Annotated in this window: 12 protein-coding genes and 2 pseudogenes; 7 read left to right on the plus strand and 7 right to left on the minus strand. The window is 43.5% G+C overall.

The features are described from left to right. Nucleotides 1-53: 53 nt before the first annotated feature. Nucleotides 54-1,811, minus strand: coding sequence for a sigma 54-interacting transcriptional regulator (locus ASV53_RS06720; RefSeq protein ID WP_205049183.1), 1,758 nt, complete (start codon nt 1,809-1,811; stop codon nt 54-56). Between the two features lie 476 nt (nt 1,812-2,287). Here ASV53_RS06720 and ygeW point away from each other — a divergent pair, with 476 nt between their 5' ends. The 4 genes from ygeW to hydA all read left to right on the plus strand — a co-directional run bounded on the left by ygeW (nt 2,288) and on the right by hydA (nt 8,084). After that, on the plus strand, nt 2,288-3,475 hold the full coding sequence (gene ygeW / locus ASV53_RS06725) for a knotted carbamoyltransferase YgeW (RefSeq protein WP_062691492.1): 1,188 nt from the start codon (nt 2,288-2,290) through the stop codon (nt 3,473-3,475). A gap of 208 nt (nt 3,476-3,683) precedes the next feature. Continuing rightward, nucleotides 3,684-4,892, plus strand: a complete 1,209-nt coding sequence (gene dpaL, locus ASV53_RS06730) for a diaminopropionate ammonia-lyase (protein WP_239928742.1) — start codon at nt 3,684-3,686, stop codon at nt 4,890-4,892. 223 nt (nt 4,893-5,115) lie between these two features. Next, complete coding sequence (locus ASV53_RS06735) at nt 5,116-6,327, plus strand: YgeY family selenium metabolism-linked hydrolase (protein ID WP_062691489.1); 1,212 nt, start codon at nt 5,116-5,118, stop codon at nt 6,325-6,327. Between the two features lie 299 nt (nt 6,328-6,626). Then, nucleotides 6,627-8,084, plus strand: a complete 1,458-nt coding sequence (gene hydA, locus ASV53_RS06740) for a dihydropyrimidinase (protein WP_275657087.1) — start codon at nt 6,627-6,629, stop codon at nt 8,082-8,084. A gap of 126 nt (nt 8,085-8,210) precedes the next feature. Here hydA and ASV53_RS06745 read toward each other — a convergent pair whose 3' ends face one another. The 3 genes and pseudogenes from ASV53_RS06745 to ASV53_RS25980 all read right to left on the minus strand — a co-directional run. Continuing rightward, complete coding sequence (locus tag ASV53_RS06745) at nt 8,211-9,581, minus strand: MATE family efflux transporter (RefSeq protein WP_094956541.1); 1,371 nt, start codon at nt 9,579-9,581, stop codon at nt 8,211-8,213. A 117-nt stretch (nt 9,582-9,698) separates the two neighbouring features. Further along, nucleotides 9,699-10,601: a LysR family transcriptional regulator gene (locus tag ASV53_RS06750; RefSeq protein ID WP_094956542.1), complete on the minus strand. Its 903-nt coding sequence runs from the start codon at nt 10,599-10,601 to the stop codon at nt 9,699-9,701. Nucleotides 10,602-10,764: 163 nt separating this feature from the next. After that, nucleotides 10,765-10,902 (minus strand): annotated as a pseudogene (locus ASV53_RS25980) (LysR family transcriptional regulator); the annotation flags it as partial. Between the two features lie 403 nt (nt 10,903-11,305). Between ASV53_RS25980 and ASV53_RS06760 the strand changes: the two are divergent. The 3 genes from ASV53_RS06760 (at nt 11,306) to ASV53_RS06770 (ending at nt 13,677) form a co-directional block, all read left to right on the plus strand. After that, nucleotides 11,306-11,950, plus strand: coding sequence for a 2OG-Fe dioxygenase family protein (locus tag ASV53_RS06760; RefSeq protein ID WP_094956543.1), 645 nt, complete (start codon nt 11,306-11,308; stop codon nt 11,948-11,950). Further along, nucleotides 11,947-13,191, plus strand: a complete 1,245-nt coding sequence (locus ASV53_RS06765) for a cysteine desulfurase-like protein (RefSeq protein WP_094956544.1) — start codon at nt 11,947-11,949, stop codon at nt 13,189-13,191. The genes ASV53_RS06760 and ASV53_RS06765 overlap by 4 nt, the downstream gene beginning before the upstream one ends. A gap of 273 nt (nt 13,192-13,464) precedes the next feature. Further along, nucleotides 13,465-13,677: a hypothetical protein gene (locus ASV53_RS06770; RefSeq protein ID WP_094956545.1), complete on the plus strand. Its 213-nt coding sequence runs from the start codon at nt 13,465-13,467 to the stop codon at nt 13,675-13,677. A 141-nt stretch (nt 13,678-13,818) separates the two neighbouring features. On the opposite strand, the gene sstT is transcribed toward ASV53_RS06770, so the two are convergent. The 3 genes and pseudogenes from sstT to ASV53_RS25415 form a co-directional block, all read right to left on the minus strand. Further along, nucleotides 13,819-15,057, minus strand: a complete 1,239-nt coding sequence (sstT, locus tag ASV53_RS06775; protein WP_094956546.1) for a serine/threonine transporter SstT — start codon at nt 15,055-15,057, stop codon at nt 13,819-13,821. A 502-nt stretch (nt 15,058-15,559) separates the two neighbouring features. Next, nucleotides 15,560-17,302: a BatD family protein gene (locus ASV53_RS06780; RefSeq protein WP_189337840.1), complete on the minus strand. Its 1,743-nt coding sequence runs from the start codon at nt 17,300-17,302 to the stop codon at nt 15,560-15,562. Between the two features lie 5 nt (nt 17,303-17,307). After that, a pseudogene (locus ASV53_RS25415) lies at nt 17,308-17,775 on the minus strand (hypothetical protein); the annotation flags it as partial.

The raw sequence follows: 17,775 nt of genomic DNA on the forward strand, positions 1-17,775 counted from the left end.
GCTATGCTAAGTGGCTTATGGTGACTGGCTATGGTGTGTCACCAGCCATTGAATCAAGAGGTTCTATGGTTATTGAGCTCGTATTTTTTGATTTTACGATACAAGGTTGCAATACCAATCCCTAGCTCTTCGGCTACCATTTTGCGGTTACCAAGACGATATATCGCTTCCTCAATACGGTTCCTTTCCATATCTTCTAAGCTCATCGAGTAATCATCGTTATAGGCTTCCTCAGGGCATGCAACTTCTGGTGCTTGCTCAAAATGTGGAGGAAGCAAGTCAATGTCGATTTGGTCACCTTCAGGTACGATGTTGACAAGATATTCAATTAAATTGCTGAGCTCTCGTACATTTCCCGGCCAATGATAGACATTAAGGCGACGCATCGCTTCTGCACTTATTCCTGGGTAGACCACGCCGATTTTTTGGGTGTGATACTCAAGAAAGTAGTTAGTCAGCAATGCTATATCACCTTCTCGTTCCCTTAACGGTGGCAGTTGAAAAGGGATCACGTTAAGGCGGTAATACAAATCCTCTCGGAATTTATTAGTCGCAATCATTTCTTGGAAATTATGATTGGTAGCGGAAATAATCCTGATATCCACCGGAACAGCATTATTTGAGCCTATTGGCATTACTTTTCGCTCTTCCAGTACACGTAGTAGCTTCGCCTGTAGAGTCATTGGCATGTCGCCAATTTCATCAAGAAAGAGGGTTCCTTTGTTAGCGGCTTGGATCAAGCCGTTTTTGCCCTTATTCGAGGCGCCAGTAAATGCTCCTTTAACATAACCAAACAATTCACTTTCTAGCAAGGGCTCAGGAATCGCGGCACAGTTGATGGCAATAAATGGTGATTGGCTTCGATCACTGAGGTTATGTACTGCATTTGCAATGACCTCTTTACCTGTACCGCTTTCACCATTAATCAGAACGCTCGAAGGGCTGCTGGCAACGCGAGTAATCATCTTTTTGAGTTGGCGCATCTTGGTTGATTCACCAATGACAGTACTGAGTAGGGAGCCATGATCTTGAATCATAAAATCGCTATTGGGTTGATGGTAAGCCATCAAAAATAATTGCTGTCCCTGTGTGTTATAAAACTGCCCAACAATTAATTTTTGCCATTCACCTTGTGAAATAATATGTTGTTGATGGCTTTTTATTTCATTATTGTGAAGTGACAACGATCGAATTTTAATTTCAAGGTCATATAAAGCGTCCTGCTTTATATTTAAGTTATTAAGTGCTGGCTGGTTACCGTATTTTACTCGGTTGTTTTCATCGAGCACTAATACGCCTTGGTCCATGTTTTCAATAAGATGAGTAAACACCTCGTCAAGACCTTTATTTTTACTATTCTTTTCGACAACTTTGGAGACAACTATTTGCGCTATGTGTTTAACGTAGTCTGAGAAAAGCTGGACATTATCCTTGATTCTTTCTCGTGAATCTTCAGTGAATGCGACAAGACTGATCACGCCTAAACATCGATCTTCGATCATGATTGGTACACCAAGGAAGGCCATTTCACGACAAGAACTTTTGTTGTTACACCCTTCACACAAAGGATCTGTTCTCGATTTAACTACAACCTTTTCTTCATTTGTTTCAATGATATACCTGAAGATTCTTGAGCTTGTATTTAGCTTTTTGCCAAAAAACTTACTGTAGGGACCTGTGCCTGCAATTCTAACCAAATCGGCATCGACAACTTCGGCATCAATTTTTAACACGGCCGACAACATTTGGGTGAACCGAAGGATTGTTGGTTGCAACTGCATTAATTCTGAATGAGAGGTAGCATTCTGCATATTATTCAAACTATTCCTTTAATGATAAAATTAGCATAAATGAAAAAAAAATAGACTGTTTGGATATTTGTCCGGTTTTTCTAATTGAAAAGACCAAAATGGAATGCTTTTGTTACCAAGATCATCTTTAAATATCAAAATGATATTCCATCGCTCTTATCACTATCATTTTGGCGTAAAGAGCTGATACATCTTTGATAGTTTTTATGCTATTTAACTTCCCTTTTTTATATCAGAGCACTTAATGCCTCTCACGTCCCAGTATCTATGGGGAGGGAAAGGTTATTTATAAATAATCTTCGTAGAATTTAATATTGGCACAATTGTTGATTGTTACTTAGTCAAGTTCTGAATTATCTACATTTAATAACCGTATTTTATTATTGAATATTCTAGGGTCACTATCTATTAAGCGACAGCCCTGTGATGAGAAGTATTGTCAGGGACGCATAACAATTAAAACCGGGAAGGAAAATATGAAGAGCATCAATGAACTAATCAAGGAAATTAATGAGCTAAAATCTGAATTACACGACAAAGACTTTTTATTGACGTGGGAGCAAACACCGGAAGAGCTTGAGCGTGTTCTGAAAACAGCCCAAGCACTAAAAGCTATGCGTCAGGAAAATATTTCAACTAACGTGTTTAACAATGGTCTTGGCATTTCTCTCTTCCGCGATAACTCAACGCGTACCCGTTTCTCATATGCATCAGCGATCAACATGCTAGGGCTTGCTCAACAGGATTTGGATGAAGGTAAATCTCAAATCGCCCATGGTGAAACCGTTCGTGAAACCGCCAATATGATTTCTTTCTGTGCTGATGCTATCGGCATTCGTGATGATATGTACTTAGGGGCAGGGAATGCCTACATGCGTGAGGTTGGTGCTGCATTAGATGATGGCGTCAAAGAAGGTGTGTTACCTCATCGTCCTGCACTTGTTAACCTACAGTGCGATATCGACCACCCAACCCAGTCTATGGCTGATTTGGCATGGTTGGAAGAACACTTCGGTAGCTTAGAAGAGTTGAGAGGCAAGAAAATTGCGATGACATGGGCTTATTCACCTAGCTACGGTAAACCATTGTCTGTACCTCAGGGCATTATCGGTCTGATGACCCGCTTTGGGATGGACGTGACGCTAGCGCATCCTGAAGGTTATGACCTTATACCTGAAGTGGTTGAAGAAGCACGTAAGAATGCAGAAGCATCTGGCGGTAGTTTCACGCAAGTTGCCAGCATGGAAGAAGCATTCAAAGATGCTGACATCGTGTATCCAAAATCTTGGGCGCCTTACCAAGTGATGGGGCGTCGTACTGAGTTGTTACGCGCTAACGATCATGATGGCTTGAAAGCACTGGAACAAGAATGTTTGGCGCAGAATGCCAACCATAAAGATTGGCACTGTACTGAAGAAATGATGAAGCTAACCAAAGCGGGTGAAGCATTGTACATGCACTGCTTACCTGCAGATATTACTGGTGTGTCTTGTGAAGCAGGCGAAGTGGCAGAGTCGGTATTTGAGAAGTACCGTATTGAAACTTATAAGGAAGCCAGCTGGAAGCCATATGTGATTGCGGCAATGATCATGAACCGTAAATACCAAGAGCCTGGACTCATCCTACAAGAGCTACTGGATGATGCGAAGAAGCGTGTTAAATAACGCAGTCGGATAACGAACCTTCACCTGCCTAACGATACTTTTCAGGTGTTCGCTGGGCAGGGAAACACCTAATCAAACTATTTGTTTTATGTAAGTCTACTCGCGGGGGGAACCCCATAGGTTATTGAATATAGCTTATTGAATCTAGGTTCTTGAATCTAGGCTATTGAATAACCCCCGCCTTTTCTTTCTCTTATTTTTATGAGGTATGGTCGTGTCTACGTTCACTCTAAAAATGGAGATCGCCGATAACCGCCACTATAACGGTCAGCTTTCTCCACTATTCACCGCCATCGAGGCGGAAAAAGCCCGTGCATTCCACCAAGCGGTGGAAGGATATCAACCCACACCATTACATTCCCTTGACTACCTAGCTAATGTAATTGGTGTAGAAAAAATCTTAGTCAAAGATGAAGCCTACCGCTTCGATTTGAGTGCATTCAAAATGCTAGGAGGGGCTTATGCTATTGCCCGTCTGCTGTGTGATGAGTTCAAGCTCGATATCAATGCTTTTGATTTCGCTAAACTAAAAAACGATATTACAGAAAAAATGACTTTCGCAACGGCAACCGATGGTAACCATGGTCGTGGTGTTGCGTGGGCAGCCAATAAGCTCGGTCAGAATGCCGTCGTGTACATGCCAAAAGGCGCAGCAGATGAGCGAGTGAATAATATCAGAGCCTTGGGTGCTGAATGTATTGTCACCGACATGAATTATGACGATACCGTTCGCCTTGCCATTAAAACAGCGAATGAAAACGGCTGGAAAGTGGTGCAAGACACAGCATGGGAAGGGTATACCGAAATTCCTACTTGGATCATGCAAGGTTACACCACCATGGCGGCAGAAGCTGTTGATCAAATGACAGCCATGGCTGTTGAACGTCCGACGCATGTTTTCCTTCAAGCCGGTGTTGGTGCGATGGCTGGTGGTGTGCTTGGCTACCTTTGTGACCAGTATGGTCCTGATAACTTGCACTCTGTAGTTATCGAGCCAGATAACGCTGACTGTATCTACCGTTCAGGTATCAGTGAGAAGGGTGAAATGGTCAATGTTAATGGTGATCTTGAAACCATCATGGTTGGCTTGGCCTGCGGTGAGCCGAATCCTATTGGTTGGCCAGTACTTCGTGATTGTTCTACCCAGTTTGTTTCTTGCCAAGACAGTGTTGCGGCACTCGGTATGCGAGTTCTCGGCAACCCACAAGGTAGCGACCCAAGGATTGTTTCTGGTGAGTCTGGTGCCGTAGGGGCTGGTTTGCTTGCCGCTGTGCATTTTCACCCAGAAAAAGAACAATTGATGGCAAAGCTAGGCCTCAATAAAGATTCTGTGGTGCTCCTAATTAATACCGAAGGCGATACCGACCCTGTCCATTATCGTGAAGTGGTATGGGGCGGTAAGCATCAAACGATTTGAGTTTTGCTAGTTAGTTAATAGCGGTATGAAAGCGTTTATTGATGTTTATTATCCTCGCGCTTTCTCTTTGCTCTGACACTAACTAGCGTCACTGAATGATTAAAAAATTAATACACCCAAATTTCAAATTTAGCGTCGTGTCAGCGTCATCAAAAAGGCAGGATGCCGTGAAAATCGATCATACCGAGTGTGATGACCACCGCTCGGTTCAAGGAGAATTATAATGAATATTCCATTCACTCAAGTACTGGACAAAGCCCAAGAATACAAAGCGGATATGACTCGCTTCCTTCGTGACATGATTGCGATTCCAAGTGAAAGTTGTAACGAAGAAAAAGTCGTTTTACGCATTAAAGAAGAGATGGAAAAAGTCGGCTTTGACAAGGTTGAAATCGACCCAATGGGTAACGTACTAGGTTGGATTGGTCATGGTCCTCATCTCATTGCTATGGATGCACATATCGATACCGTGGGTATCGGTAACATGAATAACTGGAACTTCGACCCATATGAAGGTATGGAAGATGACGAAGTGATCGGTGGCCGTGGTGCATCGGATCAAGAAGGTGGTATGGCGTCGATGGTTTACGCCGGTAAGATAATCAAAGATCTTGGCTTGGAAGACGAATATACCTTGCTTGTGACAGGTACGGTTCAAGAAGAAGACTGTGACGGTCTTTGCTGGCAGTACATCATTCAAGAAAGCAATATCCGCCCTGAATTTGTGGTATCAACCGAACCAACAGATTGTCAGATTTATCGTGGCCAGCGTGGCCGTATGGAAATCCGAGTTGATGTTGCAGGTGTGAGCTGTCACGGCTCTGCACCAGAACGTGGTGACAACGCCATCTTTAAGATGGGCCATATGCTCAACGACATCGAGAAACTCTCTTCAAATCTTGGCGATGACCCATTCCTAGGGAAAGGTACATTGACCGTATCTGAAGTGTTCTACACCTCACCAAGCCGCTGTGCGGTTGCAGATAGTTGTGCAATTTCTATTGACCGTCGTTTGACTTGGGGCGAAACATGGGAAGGCGCGATCAAAGAAATCGAAGAGCTGGACTCTGTTAAAAAGTTTGGTGGTAAAGTCTCTATGTACGACTATGACCGCCCAGCCTACACTGGTTTAGTTTATCCGACAGAATGTTATTTCCCAGCTTGGGTTATTGATGAAGAGCATGTTGCGACTAAGACACTAGAAGCTTCTTACGAGTTACTGTTCGACAAAAAACCAACCGTTGATAAGTGGACCTTCTCTACTAATGGCGTTTCTATCATGGGTCGCTATGGTATTCCTGTTATCGGTTTTGGCCCTGGTAAAGAGCCTGAAGCTCACGCGCCAAACGAGAAAACGTGGAAAGATCACTTAGTCACTTGTGCAGCGATGTACGCTGTTATCCCTCAGATGTACTTGAGTGAACTTAAAAAATAGTTTTTGTAACGACAGAAGGAGGATATCAAGCTCTGCTTATTCCTCCTTTCCATCCTGGGGACGTTGGCAACATCTCACTCAGGATGGATTTCTTGTCTGTAACGCGGATGCTTTCTGTTTCTTTTGTCCATTAATGTGAGTCAATGTTTTAACGGGCAAAAGAAAGAGTAATGTGAACCAATCCTTAATTGAGTTTGCTGTAAGGCCAATTTTAGTTGACCACTATTTTAGTTGACCACTATTTTAATTGACCACTACTTTAATTGACCGCGACAAAGAGTAAATCGAAGGAAGATAATATGTTTTCAGCGGCTTCGGAAAAAACATCAAAACCCCAATCGGACAGTTTTCGTCAATTTCAGCCAAGGACAATGCTGCTTCGCCAAGGGATAGTGGTTGATCATAGACAAGAACAAAAAGCCGATATTCTTATCATTGACGGTAAAATCGCTGAAATAGCCCCAGAAATTCATACCATTCCTAAGTCGTGTGAAATTATTGAAGCTACGGGGTTATATGTGATGCCTGGCGGTATTGATGTCCATACCCACTTCAATATCGATGTCGGTATCGCTCGCAGTTGTGATGACTTTCTTTCTGGTACTCGTTCAGCCGCTTGTGGTGGTACCACTATGGTCATTGATCATATGGGATTTGGCCCCAAAGGGTGCAGTCTCCATCATCAGCTCAATGTATACCAAGCGTATGCCAAGGATACGGCAGCAATTGACTACAGCTTTCATGGCGTTATTCAGCACGTTAACGACGACATTCTCGGTGAAATGGCATCTATGGTTGAAGAGGAGGGGATATCCAGCTTTAAGCTATATCTTACCTATGGCTATAAGCTCGATGATGCCGAGGTATTAAAGGCACTCATGCAGCTTAAACAAGTGGGAGCGTTGGCCACTGTTCATCCAGAGAATGATGCTGCGATTGCCTTGCGGCGAGCACAGTTGCTTGAGCAAGGTAAAACCCAACCTAAATACCATGCGATAAGCCGCCCGCTTGAATGTGAAGCAGAAGCTATCGCGCGAATGATCAATCTAGCCAAGTTAGCGGGTGATGCTCCGTTGTATATTGTTCACCTTTCTAATGGATTGGGCTTGGATTATGCGCGTCTTGCGCGCAACAACCACCAACCAGTATGGGTTGAAACCTGCCCGCAATATCTGATCCTTGATGATAGCTGCTATGAAAAAGAAGATGCTCTGAAATACATTCTGAGTCCGCCATTACGGCCTGCCGCTGAGCGAGAAAAATTGTGGGCAGGGCTAGTGGATGGGAGTATTGATACCATAGCGACCGATCATTGTTCATTCACCTACCATGAGCAAAAACAACGCGGCAAAGACAACTTTAGCGCATGTCCAAATGGTATGCCTGGTGTTGAAACCCGAATGCCACTGATGTTTTCGGAAGGTGTGATGAAAGGGCGTTTTAGTCCGAGCCGCTTTGTTGAATTAACCAGTTATCTTCCAGCCAAACTGTTTGGCCTTTACCCTCAAAAAGGGGCATTACAGGTGGGGTCGGATGCTGATTTTGTACTGTTTGACCCAGAACAGAATGTCACGATCACTCACGATTTATTGCACGACAACGCCGATTACACCCCGTTTGAGAATATCCCAACCCAAGGTTGGCCAGTAATGACAATCAGCCGTGGAGAGGTTGTTGCACGTAATCGAGAATTTACGGGACAAGCAGGGAATGGCCGATTTATACCTCGAAAGGCGTTTGATGCGAATGTTCTCTAACGAGCACGGGAATAATACGTAATGATATGGTTCTATACAGGTAACTCCTCCACCTGAAGGAAGTGAAGTGGCATAGTTAATTTAGCCACTTCAATATAACCTCGCTACTGCGAGGTTTTTTATTATCTATATAGCGCAGTTGCTACTTTCTCTGCTTGGGCTTTTAGCCAGTTCTTTCACCCAGGCGCCGCTTTTAATTCGGTATAGGATAGGAATAAGTTTCAAACCTTCTTCCAGTAATACCGCGCAAATAACAATCTCGACAGGCCAGCGAAACCAGAAAGCAAAGAGCAGTGAAAGGGGAACGGCTCCCAACCATTGTGCACAGAAATCGAGCTTCATGGTAAATTGCGTATCGCCCCCGCTTTTTAAAATACCAGACATGGCTGTCATCGTAATAGAGCGTAAAAAAATACTGGCTAAGATAAAAGGGAACAAGGTATACAGCATAGCTTGTACATCGGCTTCTATCGCGTTAAATAACCCCAACACATAATGTCGACTCAACCACAGTAATCCCACTAAAATTAGCCCGACAGAAATGGCAGAAATAAATCCAGCGGTGACGTAATGGTTCAGTTCTTTTTGCTGAGCCGATCCTATTTTTTCACCAATTAAAATACCGACTGCCGCTGCACAGCCCCAACTTAATGCGGAAGCCATCACCTCTATAGGCGATAAAATAGAGATAGCCGCCAGTGCTGTCGTGCTAATGTTGCCGTAAATTGTATGGTATAAAAATACGCCGCCACTCCAAATAAACTCCCCAGCAATAATGGGTAAACTGATTTTTAAAAACGTTGCATGTTTAGGCCAATGCAGGGATTGCTTGCATACTTTGACTGAGAGCATCAAATAAGGCTGCTTATTATAGATATAGAAGAAAAACAACAGGGTCGAAAGCAAACGAGCAGCCAGCGTTCCCCAAGCCGCTCCTATTAAACCAAGCGCAGGCAGCCCCCATAAACCAAAGATCAGTAGGTAGTTAAAAGTGACATTTAATACCAACTCAACCACAAACAGATACAACACCATTTTAGGCTTTTGCAATGCCCGCATGCCTGCACTCCAAATCACAGAAAATGCACTCACCAATACGGTCAGGGCCGTGATCTTTAAGTATCCAGTGGCCAATTCAATAATCGCCGCGTCGTTAGTCATTAAACCGGCAATAAAGGGAGCAAATAAGTAGAGCACAGGGACTAAAGCAGCCGCCGTTAAGATGCTATAAAAAAGCCCGATATGGATCGTTTTGTTAAGTTCAGTCAGGTCTTTTGCACCCCAATATTGGGCACAAAAAATGGCCGTACCGCCACCGACACCAACAATTAGGTTGAGCACAAACCACAAGGTTTTCGCCCCGATGCCTGCCGCTGCAACTGTGTCGCCACCTAATTGGGCCAACATATAGGTATCAATAAAACCTAAACAAGAAAACAGCATGCTATGCAATGCGATGGGAACCGCGAGAGTAAATATTTTTTTATAAATAACCATAAACCTAACTGCATTATTTAATGTATAGAAGCTCTCGTTCACTGAACGGCGAGCACACTGATCCCTTTGCTTATTTAGCAAAAGAAGATAATTTTGTAATTAAATGAGGATCGTCAGCTAACGCTTGACGGGATCGGCGCTAAACCACTGCTGCATAAAATCAATAAAAGCCGATAAGCTGGCGCTGCGACGGAGTACCTGCGGATAGATAAGGAACATGTCGTTTTTGCAAATAAAATAGTTTTCCAATACTTGCACCAATTCTCCCGATTTTAGCGCGGGCTGAACCAAATAATCTGGCGCCTTGATGATGCCTTGCCCCTGCATGGCGGCATGCAACAATAAAAATTGGTTATTCGCGGAAAACGGGCCTTGTATATCCACGTCTACCCGAGTTTGACCATCATAAAAGGGCCAAGTTCTGATCTGAGGGGTGGATAAACAATGGTGATCCATGAGGTCGAGTGGTTGCTCAGGATGCGTAAACTTTTCTAAGTATTCAGGTGAAGCACAGCAAATATGCTGATAACTCGTCAGTTTTTTAGCCACCATATTTTCGGGTGGTGTTTCTGTTGATCGAATCGCTAGATCAAAAGGGCTTTGAGTAAGGTCATGTAGGTTATGGCTAACATCAATTTCAAACTCGATATTCTGATGTTTTTGTTTGAAGCGATGGCAGATCTCAGTCAAGTGGGATTGGCTAAACATTTCTGGCGCCGTGATCCTAAGTAATCCGCTTATCTCGCTTTTACTCTGATCTAACTCGCGCTCCATGCTGATTATAGCGCCGTTAATCTCCTGCATCTTCTCCAGTACCTTAAAGCCTGCAGGTGTGAGGCGTACTTGCCGCGTTGAGCGGATCAGCAAACTGGTCCCTAATTCTTTTTCTAGTTGCTTGATTTGGCTTGAAAGAAAGCTGCGAGAAATCGTTAAACTGTCTGCCGCTTTGGCGAAGCTTAATAATTTGGCCACTTCGCTAAAAAGAACGTAGCGCTCCACGCGTTTATGTAGTTTTTGCATAACGGCTCCTATCCATGTCCTTGCCTACGGCTGTATCCTTCGCCTCTTAGTGAGTGAAATATACCACACTAAAGTGTCGCCATTATGCGTTATAGAGCATTATGTATTCTTGTGGCGTTATCGAGTAATTCGATCTTTTGGTCGAAATATAGCTGTTAGCTTAAACAGACTTTGCGATAGGCAATAAAGTCTGACCATTGCTTGTTAAACGGGGGATATTTTTATCTCGCGTAAATAATTTTGGGTTAATCGCCACCTCTAAATTTGCTACTGATTGACTTACGCCAGATTGAGCTCGCTTCCAATAGCTTAGTAAATATTGCTGATACATTTCTGTTTTCTGTCCAATATAAAACATATAAGCATAAGAGTTTGTATCGCAGCACTTGCTCGTGCTTAGTGATTTGATTCGCGGGATAGTCTTAAAACAATGACTAATCAGTACCTTAATTGTTGCTGTAGCTAACAACGCTGCATTTATCTGCCATGAAACTTAAAATGCAGTTTATTGGTCTGATTTGATCTTTTATCTTAGTCTTTTATTGTGAATTTTAGTCTAAAAGTGAAATAACAGACCTATATCACTTGGCAAGAGCGGAAAAATAATGAATCCTAAATGTAGCGCGAATGTTAATTAACTGAGGTGTTAGCTGTATTAGAAAACACTGAAAGAATAAGCATTGTATGAACGTTAGGAGCTAATAATGAAAGCGACATTGGAACGTACACTTCAATTGACTCAACTCAGTGGTAAAGCCGTAAATGATCTTTCATCATCATTTCACGATTTGCCGAAGACCAAGCATGCCGATGGGCAATACCGTCTTCGCCGCTACTCGATAGTGAAAGTGCGTGATACAGGCATTGTTCACCTAGCTGCTCGTGAGTTTGTTCAGTCTGACGACATTAATACGTTTCAAGGTAATGTCAGCCGATCGTTTGAAGTGATAGAAGATGCCGTCATCAACAGCCAAGGCATGTTTGAAATGTGCCGTGTCTTTCGCGATGCCAATCATCTTAGCGCAGAACATGAAATTGAAATTCACCAAATGCGCATCGCGACGAGTGAAGATGAAACACAGGTTGCTCCTGAAGGGGTTCATCAAGATGGCTTTCAGCATATCGCAGTGATTGGTATCGATCGCCATAATATCGAAGGCGGTGATTTCTTGGTGTACCGTGAAAAAAATGCTCAACCGTTTTTGAGTATGGCATTACAGCAGGGTGAAGTGGCTATCTTGGCTGATAACCAACTATGGCATAACGCGCGCCCAATTAAAGCGGTGAAGAAAGACCACCAAGGTTATATGGATGTGTTTGTGCTTACTGCAAAAGGGGCTGGGGTATGAGTTTTTCTCCAGAAGCGGTACGACGATTGTTTCCAGCGCTTACGCAAAAAGTGAATGGGAAGCCTGTATATTTTTTTGATGGTCCCGGCGGTTCGCAGGTGCCTCAATCTGTGCTGGATACTATGACAGCTTACTTAGGGCGTTATAACTCTAATTTAGGTGGTGCTTTCTTTTCTAGTGTGGTGACAACGTCACTTATGAGCGATGCACGCTTAGCGGCACAAGCGCTACTTGGGGCTGAGTCTGCCGACAATATTGTATTTGGTGCCAATATGACATCACTGACATTTCAATTAAGTCGAGCAATCAGCCGAGATTGGAAAGCAGGTGATGAGATCATCGTAACAGCACTTGATCACTATTCTAACGTGTCGAGTTGGCAGCAAGCTGCAGAAGACAAAGGCGTGATTGTGCATCAGGTACGGGTAAACCCTGAGGACTGTACGCTCGATTACGATCATTTAGCGTCGTTAATCAATGATAAAACCCAGTTAGTTGCGGTGACGTACGCATCAAATACGACGGGGTCTTTGGTTGATGTTAAGCGCGTAACAGACGCAGCCCATAGTGTGGGAGCAAAAGTGTATGTGGATGCTGTGCATTATGTGCCGCACAACTTGGTGGATGTACAAGCGCTAGGGTGCGACTTTTTAGCGTGTTCAGCTTATAAGTTCTTTGGCCCACATTTGGGTGTTGCTTATATTGCGCCTAAATGGCTTCAAACCATTACACCGTATAAAGTTGAGCCTGCAACGAATGAAGGCCCTGGTCGCTTTGAAACGGGAACGCAAAGCTTTGAAGCATTGGCGGGTTTTATCGCGGCAGTGCATTATTTAGCGCAATGGGGTAATGACGAGAACTCACTGCGAGCGCAGTTAATATCGAGCTTCGCGCAATATCAAAGCCACGAGCAAGCACTAAGCCGTTACTTTATTAATAAGTCGGCAGCGTTCAGTAATCTTGTGTTATATGGCATCAAAGATGTTGAACGCGTACAAGAACGCACACCTACTTTTGCGATATGTATCGAGGGTGTGGCCCCTGCGGATGTTGCTGGGCATTTAGCAAAGGATAATATGTGCGTGTGGAACGGACACTTTTATGCCCTTGGCTTAATTGAGCAGCTTGGTTTACTTCAACAGGGTGGCGTGATCCGTATTGGCATGATGCATTACAATACGAAACAAGAAATAGATATATTATTCGAAAATCTTGCACCATTTTTGCAAAACAATAATTAGCACGACCTATAATAATAACACCTGAGTTTCCCCCAAAACTGTCACAGGCTCACCTTAGTTATCTTTCATAAAGTGAACTAACAACGGGCTAACTAATAACGAAATGGGCACTACAATCTTGTGGGCTCATTCGTTTTTTCCTTTCAATGATCTCTCTACTTCTTCGTATTATATTCGGATGTACTTCACCGCACGCAAACATGCTGTAATTTACTTTTGTTACTCGATTAGCTATGTATAATTAATGATATAGATAACGAAAGAGATAGCATTATGCTTAAATATATTATCATTGCCCTTGTGGGTTTAGGTGTTTACCTTGGCGTTACATACAAAGATGAAATCGAAGATGTGACTAACTCTCGCCAAATGGAAGAAGTTCAAGACATGTATGAAGATGCCAAAGATCAAGCGGCTGATAAAGCGAGTGAATTATCAGATAAAGCTGATGAGCTATCTTCACAGCTGAAAGATCTGACTAAGTAAGTAGCGTTTTACAGCATGATTAATCCGAGTATTACGGGTTGATAATAGACATTAAAAAAAGCGGCAACCTTATCGGTTGCCGCTTTTGTTTTTTCTGTCTGTCAGCACGTGAGTGCGTACTTACGGATAGACGTTGAAGTCTTATGAAACGGTCTGTGCCGAAGCTTCTTTTGCTTCTGCTGCACGGCATGCCGCGGCAGTGAAGATAACGTCTGTTGAGCTGTTTAGTGCTGTTTCCGCTGAATCTTGAATAACACCAATGATGAAACCAACCGCAACAACCTGCATCGCAATTTCATTTGGAATACCAAATAGGCTAGAGGCCAGTGGGATCAATAGTAGTGAACCACCTGCAACACCAGAGGCACCACAAGCAGACACTGCGGCAACAAGGCTAAGTAATAGCGCTGTTGCAATATCCACTTCTACGCCCAGTGTATGAACTGCGGCAAGGGTAAGTACGGTGATAGTAATTGCAGCACCACCCATATTGATGGTTGCACCTAGCGGAATAGACACTGAGTACGTGTCTTCATGCAAGTCTAAGTCTTTACACAATTGCATGTTCACTGGAATATTCGCAGCAGAACTACGGGTAAAGAAGGCCGTAATACCACTTTCACGGACACAGCGAAGTACAAGCGGGTAAGGGTTTTGCTTGGTTTTTACAAACACAATAATTGGGTTCACAACAAACGCAATGATTGCCATTGAACCAAGTAGCACGCCAAGAAGATGCGCGTAGCTCGCCAATGCTGAAAAACCTGTTGCTGCGAACGTGTTAGCGACTAGACCAAAAATACCAATAGGCGCTAGACGGATAACGAAACGTACGATCAAGGTTACGCCGTCAGACATGTCTTGGAAGACTTGCTTCGTTGCATCACTTGCTTTGTGAAGTGCAAAGCCCAATGCAATAGCCCAAGCCAGAATACCAATGAAGTTACCTGTCATTAGTGCATTGATTGGATTATCAACGACCTTAAAAAGTAAGGTGTTAATAACTTCTGCAATGCCTTCTGGCGGTGTTGCATTAGTACTATCGGCGACAAGCGTCAAAGTGGTTGGGAAAAGGAAGCTCATTGCGACAGCGGTTACAGCAGCCATAAAGGTGCCCAATAAATACAGCACGATAATCGGCTTCATATTGGTGTGTGCACCTTTTTTCTGATTGGCAATTGATGATGCAACCAGAATAAAGACAAGAATGGGCGCGACAGCTTTCAAAGCGCTAACAAAAAGATTACCTAAGAAACTGGCTTTAGCGGCTGAATCTGGGCTGATAGTTGCGAGTAGAATACCGGCAACAATACCAATGATGATCTGAATAACTAGACTACCGTTGGCGACTCGGGCGAGAAAAGGTTGTGTTTGGTTCATAATACATCCTGCATTTTTATATTTGACGAAGCGTTTTATCTTGCTTCCGAAACAATTTTTAACAGGATCTAAGACTGATTACTAGTCATCTTTTTAGAAACCACTATTTAACACGCGATTAACCTATATTTATCTTTGATTATTGAGAACAGGGTATACGCCACACTGGCAAGGGGTTGCGGGTAATTTGCGGGGTGTCGTGTTGTTGTTAATTGTTAAATATGGGTAGTTGGGGGCGCTTTTTTACATGTGCCGATGATGGTTTTTTAGGTTGTTTGTAACTAAATGTAAGTGAATTTCCTAGCATGACGGTGGATTATTTTAGGGGCCAATCGATTACTCAAACGTATTCATAGCCACTTACTATGCCTAGTACCTTAAGATGCAAAGCCACTTAATATACCTAGCAACTTAATATGTGTAGCAACGTTGTGTTTAGCTTTGTTCATTGACCGTGCTGTAATAAGCACGGTCAATAAACTGAACTAGCGATTACTTATGCTTACTGCCCTTTAGCTGAAGATGGATTCTTCTTACTTTGTGAAGGCGTAAGAGGAGCTAAGGCCTCTTGAGCGACAGATTGAAGTAAATGTTTATTTGCTTGGCCTAATAAAGCGAGCAATGCCTGATTATCCCAAGTGTGCGAACGTGCACTGTAGTGGGCTTCCATCATCGTATTCACCTCGGCCGCGACACGTTCGATATAATCCGCTTGATAGTCACAGTGTTGCCACTGTTGATAGTAAGATTGTACCTGTATCGGCTGATTGGCTTGAACGGCAGCCAGTAGATGCGATAGCACTTGACCGTTAGTTGATGGTGCCGAATGCGGTGCTTGTTGCGCTTGCTGCTGTGATGATAGCTGTGGACGTTTTTTGTGACGTTCTTTTAACCAAAAACCGGTCGTTAGCAACCATAGCGAGGTTACAATTGCGGTTAACCACGGCCAAAAACCAGCATCTTTCACCATCTGTACTTCAACGGCGTTTGCCGTATTTGCTGTAGGTTGGGAGGCGGGTTCATTTAAGATCGGTAGTTGAACATTATTGCTGAGGTCACCTTCTTTTACATCTAATGTTAAGCCGTCAACGTGAGTTGTTTGTTGCTGATTACTGCTGGTATTCCACCAGTTAATCGTAAGAGGTGGTAAGCGAAGTTCACCAACTTCACGAGGGATAATGACTTGCTTAATCATCATACTGGTATAGCCATTCTGTTGGCCATACACGGGCTTTTCGCTGTAAACACGAACAGAACTTGGGTAATCAATATTCAGGTTTGGCATGCTACTTTGAGCAACATCTTTGATTCTTAACGTTAATGTACGTGTGATCGGATCGCCAACGCGAGCAGTGGTAGAACTGGGGTTCCATGTTTGATCCAGTTGTAGATCGGCAGTTGGCAACCATAACCCTTGGAAGTTACTTGGTTTGGGTTTAACGGTTAGCGTTATATCATCTGTTTTCTTGTCGAACGGTACGCTAAGTGTTGAGCCAAAGCCGCGACTCCCTTTCACCACGCTGGTTTTAAATTGTGCACCTTTTAGAACGATGTCTCCGCTCTCGAAAGGGGTAAGTTGATACTGACGGGTGATCTCAATATAACGGCGGCCATTCAAAAGACGCTCAGCTTGTTTATCTTCACCTTGCTGAACAATATCAATACCTTTTGCTTCAGGTGCAACCAGTGCAGCTTGATCCAGTTGCTCGGCAATTAATATTCTCACCGTAAGTCGCGCGCTTTCACCGACATATAAGGTTTGTTTGTCGAGTGAACTGCTCAGTTTAATATTAGGTTCGGAACTGGTGGCTACATTTGCTGACTTGAGTACCTTAATCGAGATCGGCTCGCTAGTTGTTGCGCCAATACGAAAGCTTGGAATCGTCGCTGTGCCAACAGCTTTAGCTGCTATGGCAATACGCCACTGAGTGCTGCTTGAGAGCGTACCGTTACTGTATGCATTGTTACTGCTTACACTCGGTCGTCCATACGTGAAGTTCTCTCCTAATGCGGATAGATCCAATGAATTTGGGTTAACGTTACTGTCGATAGCAATCGTAAGTTGGAATACTTCATTCACAGCGACAATGTTTTTCGACACCGTTGCTTCAACTTGTGCGGCCTGAGCCATAACAGGGATTAAAGCGCACGCACTCAGGGCTAACCATGCCATAACGTGACGAAGGCGTGACAGTATCCATGAGAAAGACGCAACCTGATGTTGCGATTGAATTCTATTTTTCATTCTACTTACCATGAGTTCTCAGTTGCTTCAGGTGCCTCTTTTTGGCGGGCCTGCAAAATAATTTGAGCGCGGATCAAACCACCGGTGTCATCAGGAATTTGTTCTAGCTTCTTCAAAATAGGGTTACTGGCTGAGAGTGCGTTGTTTTTATCTCCCTTCTCGCCATTTTCCTTGTTGATCGATGCTTGTGCTTTTTTGGCTTGCTCTTGCTTATCTGCACTTGTTGGTTGCTGTTTGCTTTGATCGCTTTTGCTTTCTTGGCGGCGAGCCGTTTGCTGATCATCGTTTTTATCATCTTGCTGATCCTTAGCCTTATTGGGTTGTGGCGAAGGTGGCGATGTAGAATTTTTTGATGATTGATTTGCTTGCTCGTGTTGGTTTTGATTAGCATTTTGCTGATTTTGCTGATTTTGCTGATTTTGCTGATTTTGCTGATTTTGCTGATTTTGCTGATTTTGATGATATGGCTGATT

It is taken from the genome of Photobacterium sanguinicancri, from assembly GCF_002265265.1.
GTDB lineage: Bacteria > Pseudomonadota > Gammaproteobacteria > Enterobacterales > Vibrionaceae > Photobacterium > Photobacterium sanguinicancri.

What these genes read in the sequence shown, in the direction of transcription:
- ASV53_RS06780 (WP_189337840.1), bottom strand. Translation starts at nt 17,302, where the DNA reads ATGAAAAATAGAATTCAATCGCAACATCAGGTTGCGTCTTTCTCATGG.
- ygeW (WP_062691492.1), top strand. Translation starts at nt 2,288, where the DNA reads ATGAAGAGCATCAATGAACTAATCAAGGAAATTAATGAGCTAAAATCT.
- ASV53_RS06720 (WP_205049183.1), bottom strand. Translation starts at nt 1,811, where the DNA reads ATGCAGAATGCTACCTCTCATTCAGAATTAATGCAGTTGCAACCAACA.
- ASV53_RS06760 (WP_094956543.1), top strand. Translation starts at nt 11,306, where the DNA reads ATGAAAGCGACATTGGAACGTACACTTCAATTGACTCAACTCAGTGGT.
- ASV53_RS06745 (WP_094956541.1), bottom strand. Translation starts at nt 9,581, where the DNA reads ATGGTTATTTATAAAAAAATATTTACTCTCGCGGTTCCCATCGCATTG.
- ASV53_RS06765 (WP_094956544.1), top strand. Translation starts at nt 11,947, where the DNA reads ATGAGTTTTTCTCCAGAAGCGGTACGACGATTGTTTCCAGCGCTTACG.
- hydA (WP_275657087.1), top strand. Translation starts at nt 6,627, where the DNA reads ATGTTTTCAGCGGCTTCGGAAAAAACATCAAAACCCCAATCGGACAGT.
- dpaL (WP_239928742.1), top strand. Translation starts at nt 3,684, where the DNA reads ATGGTCGTGTCTACGTTCACTCTAAAAATGGAGATCGCCGATAACCGC.
- ASV53_RS06770 (WP_094956545.1), top strand. Translation starts at nt 13,465, where the DNA reads ATGCTTAAATATATTATCATTGCCCTTGTGGGTTTAGGTGTTTACCTT.
- sstT (WP_094956546.1), bottom strand. Translation starts at nt 15,057, where the DNA reads ATGAACCAAACACAACCTTTTCTCGCCCGAGTCGCCAACGGTAGTCTA.
- ASV53_RS06735 (WP_062691489.1), top strand. Translation starts at nt 5,116, where the DNA reads ATGAATATTCCATTCACTCAAGTACTGGACAAAGCCCAAGAATACAAA.
- ASV53_RS06750 (WP_094956542.1), bottom strand. Translation starts at nt 10,601, where the DNA reads ATGCAAAAACTACATAAACGCGTGGAGCGCTACGTTCTTTTTAGCGAA.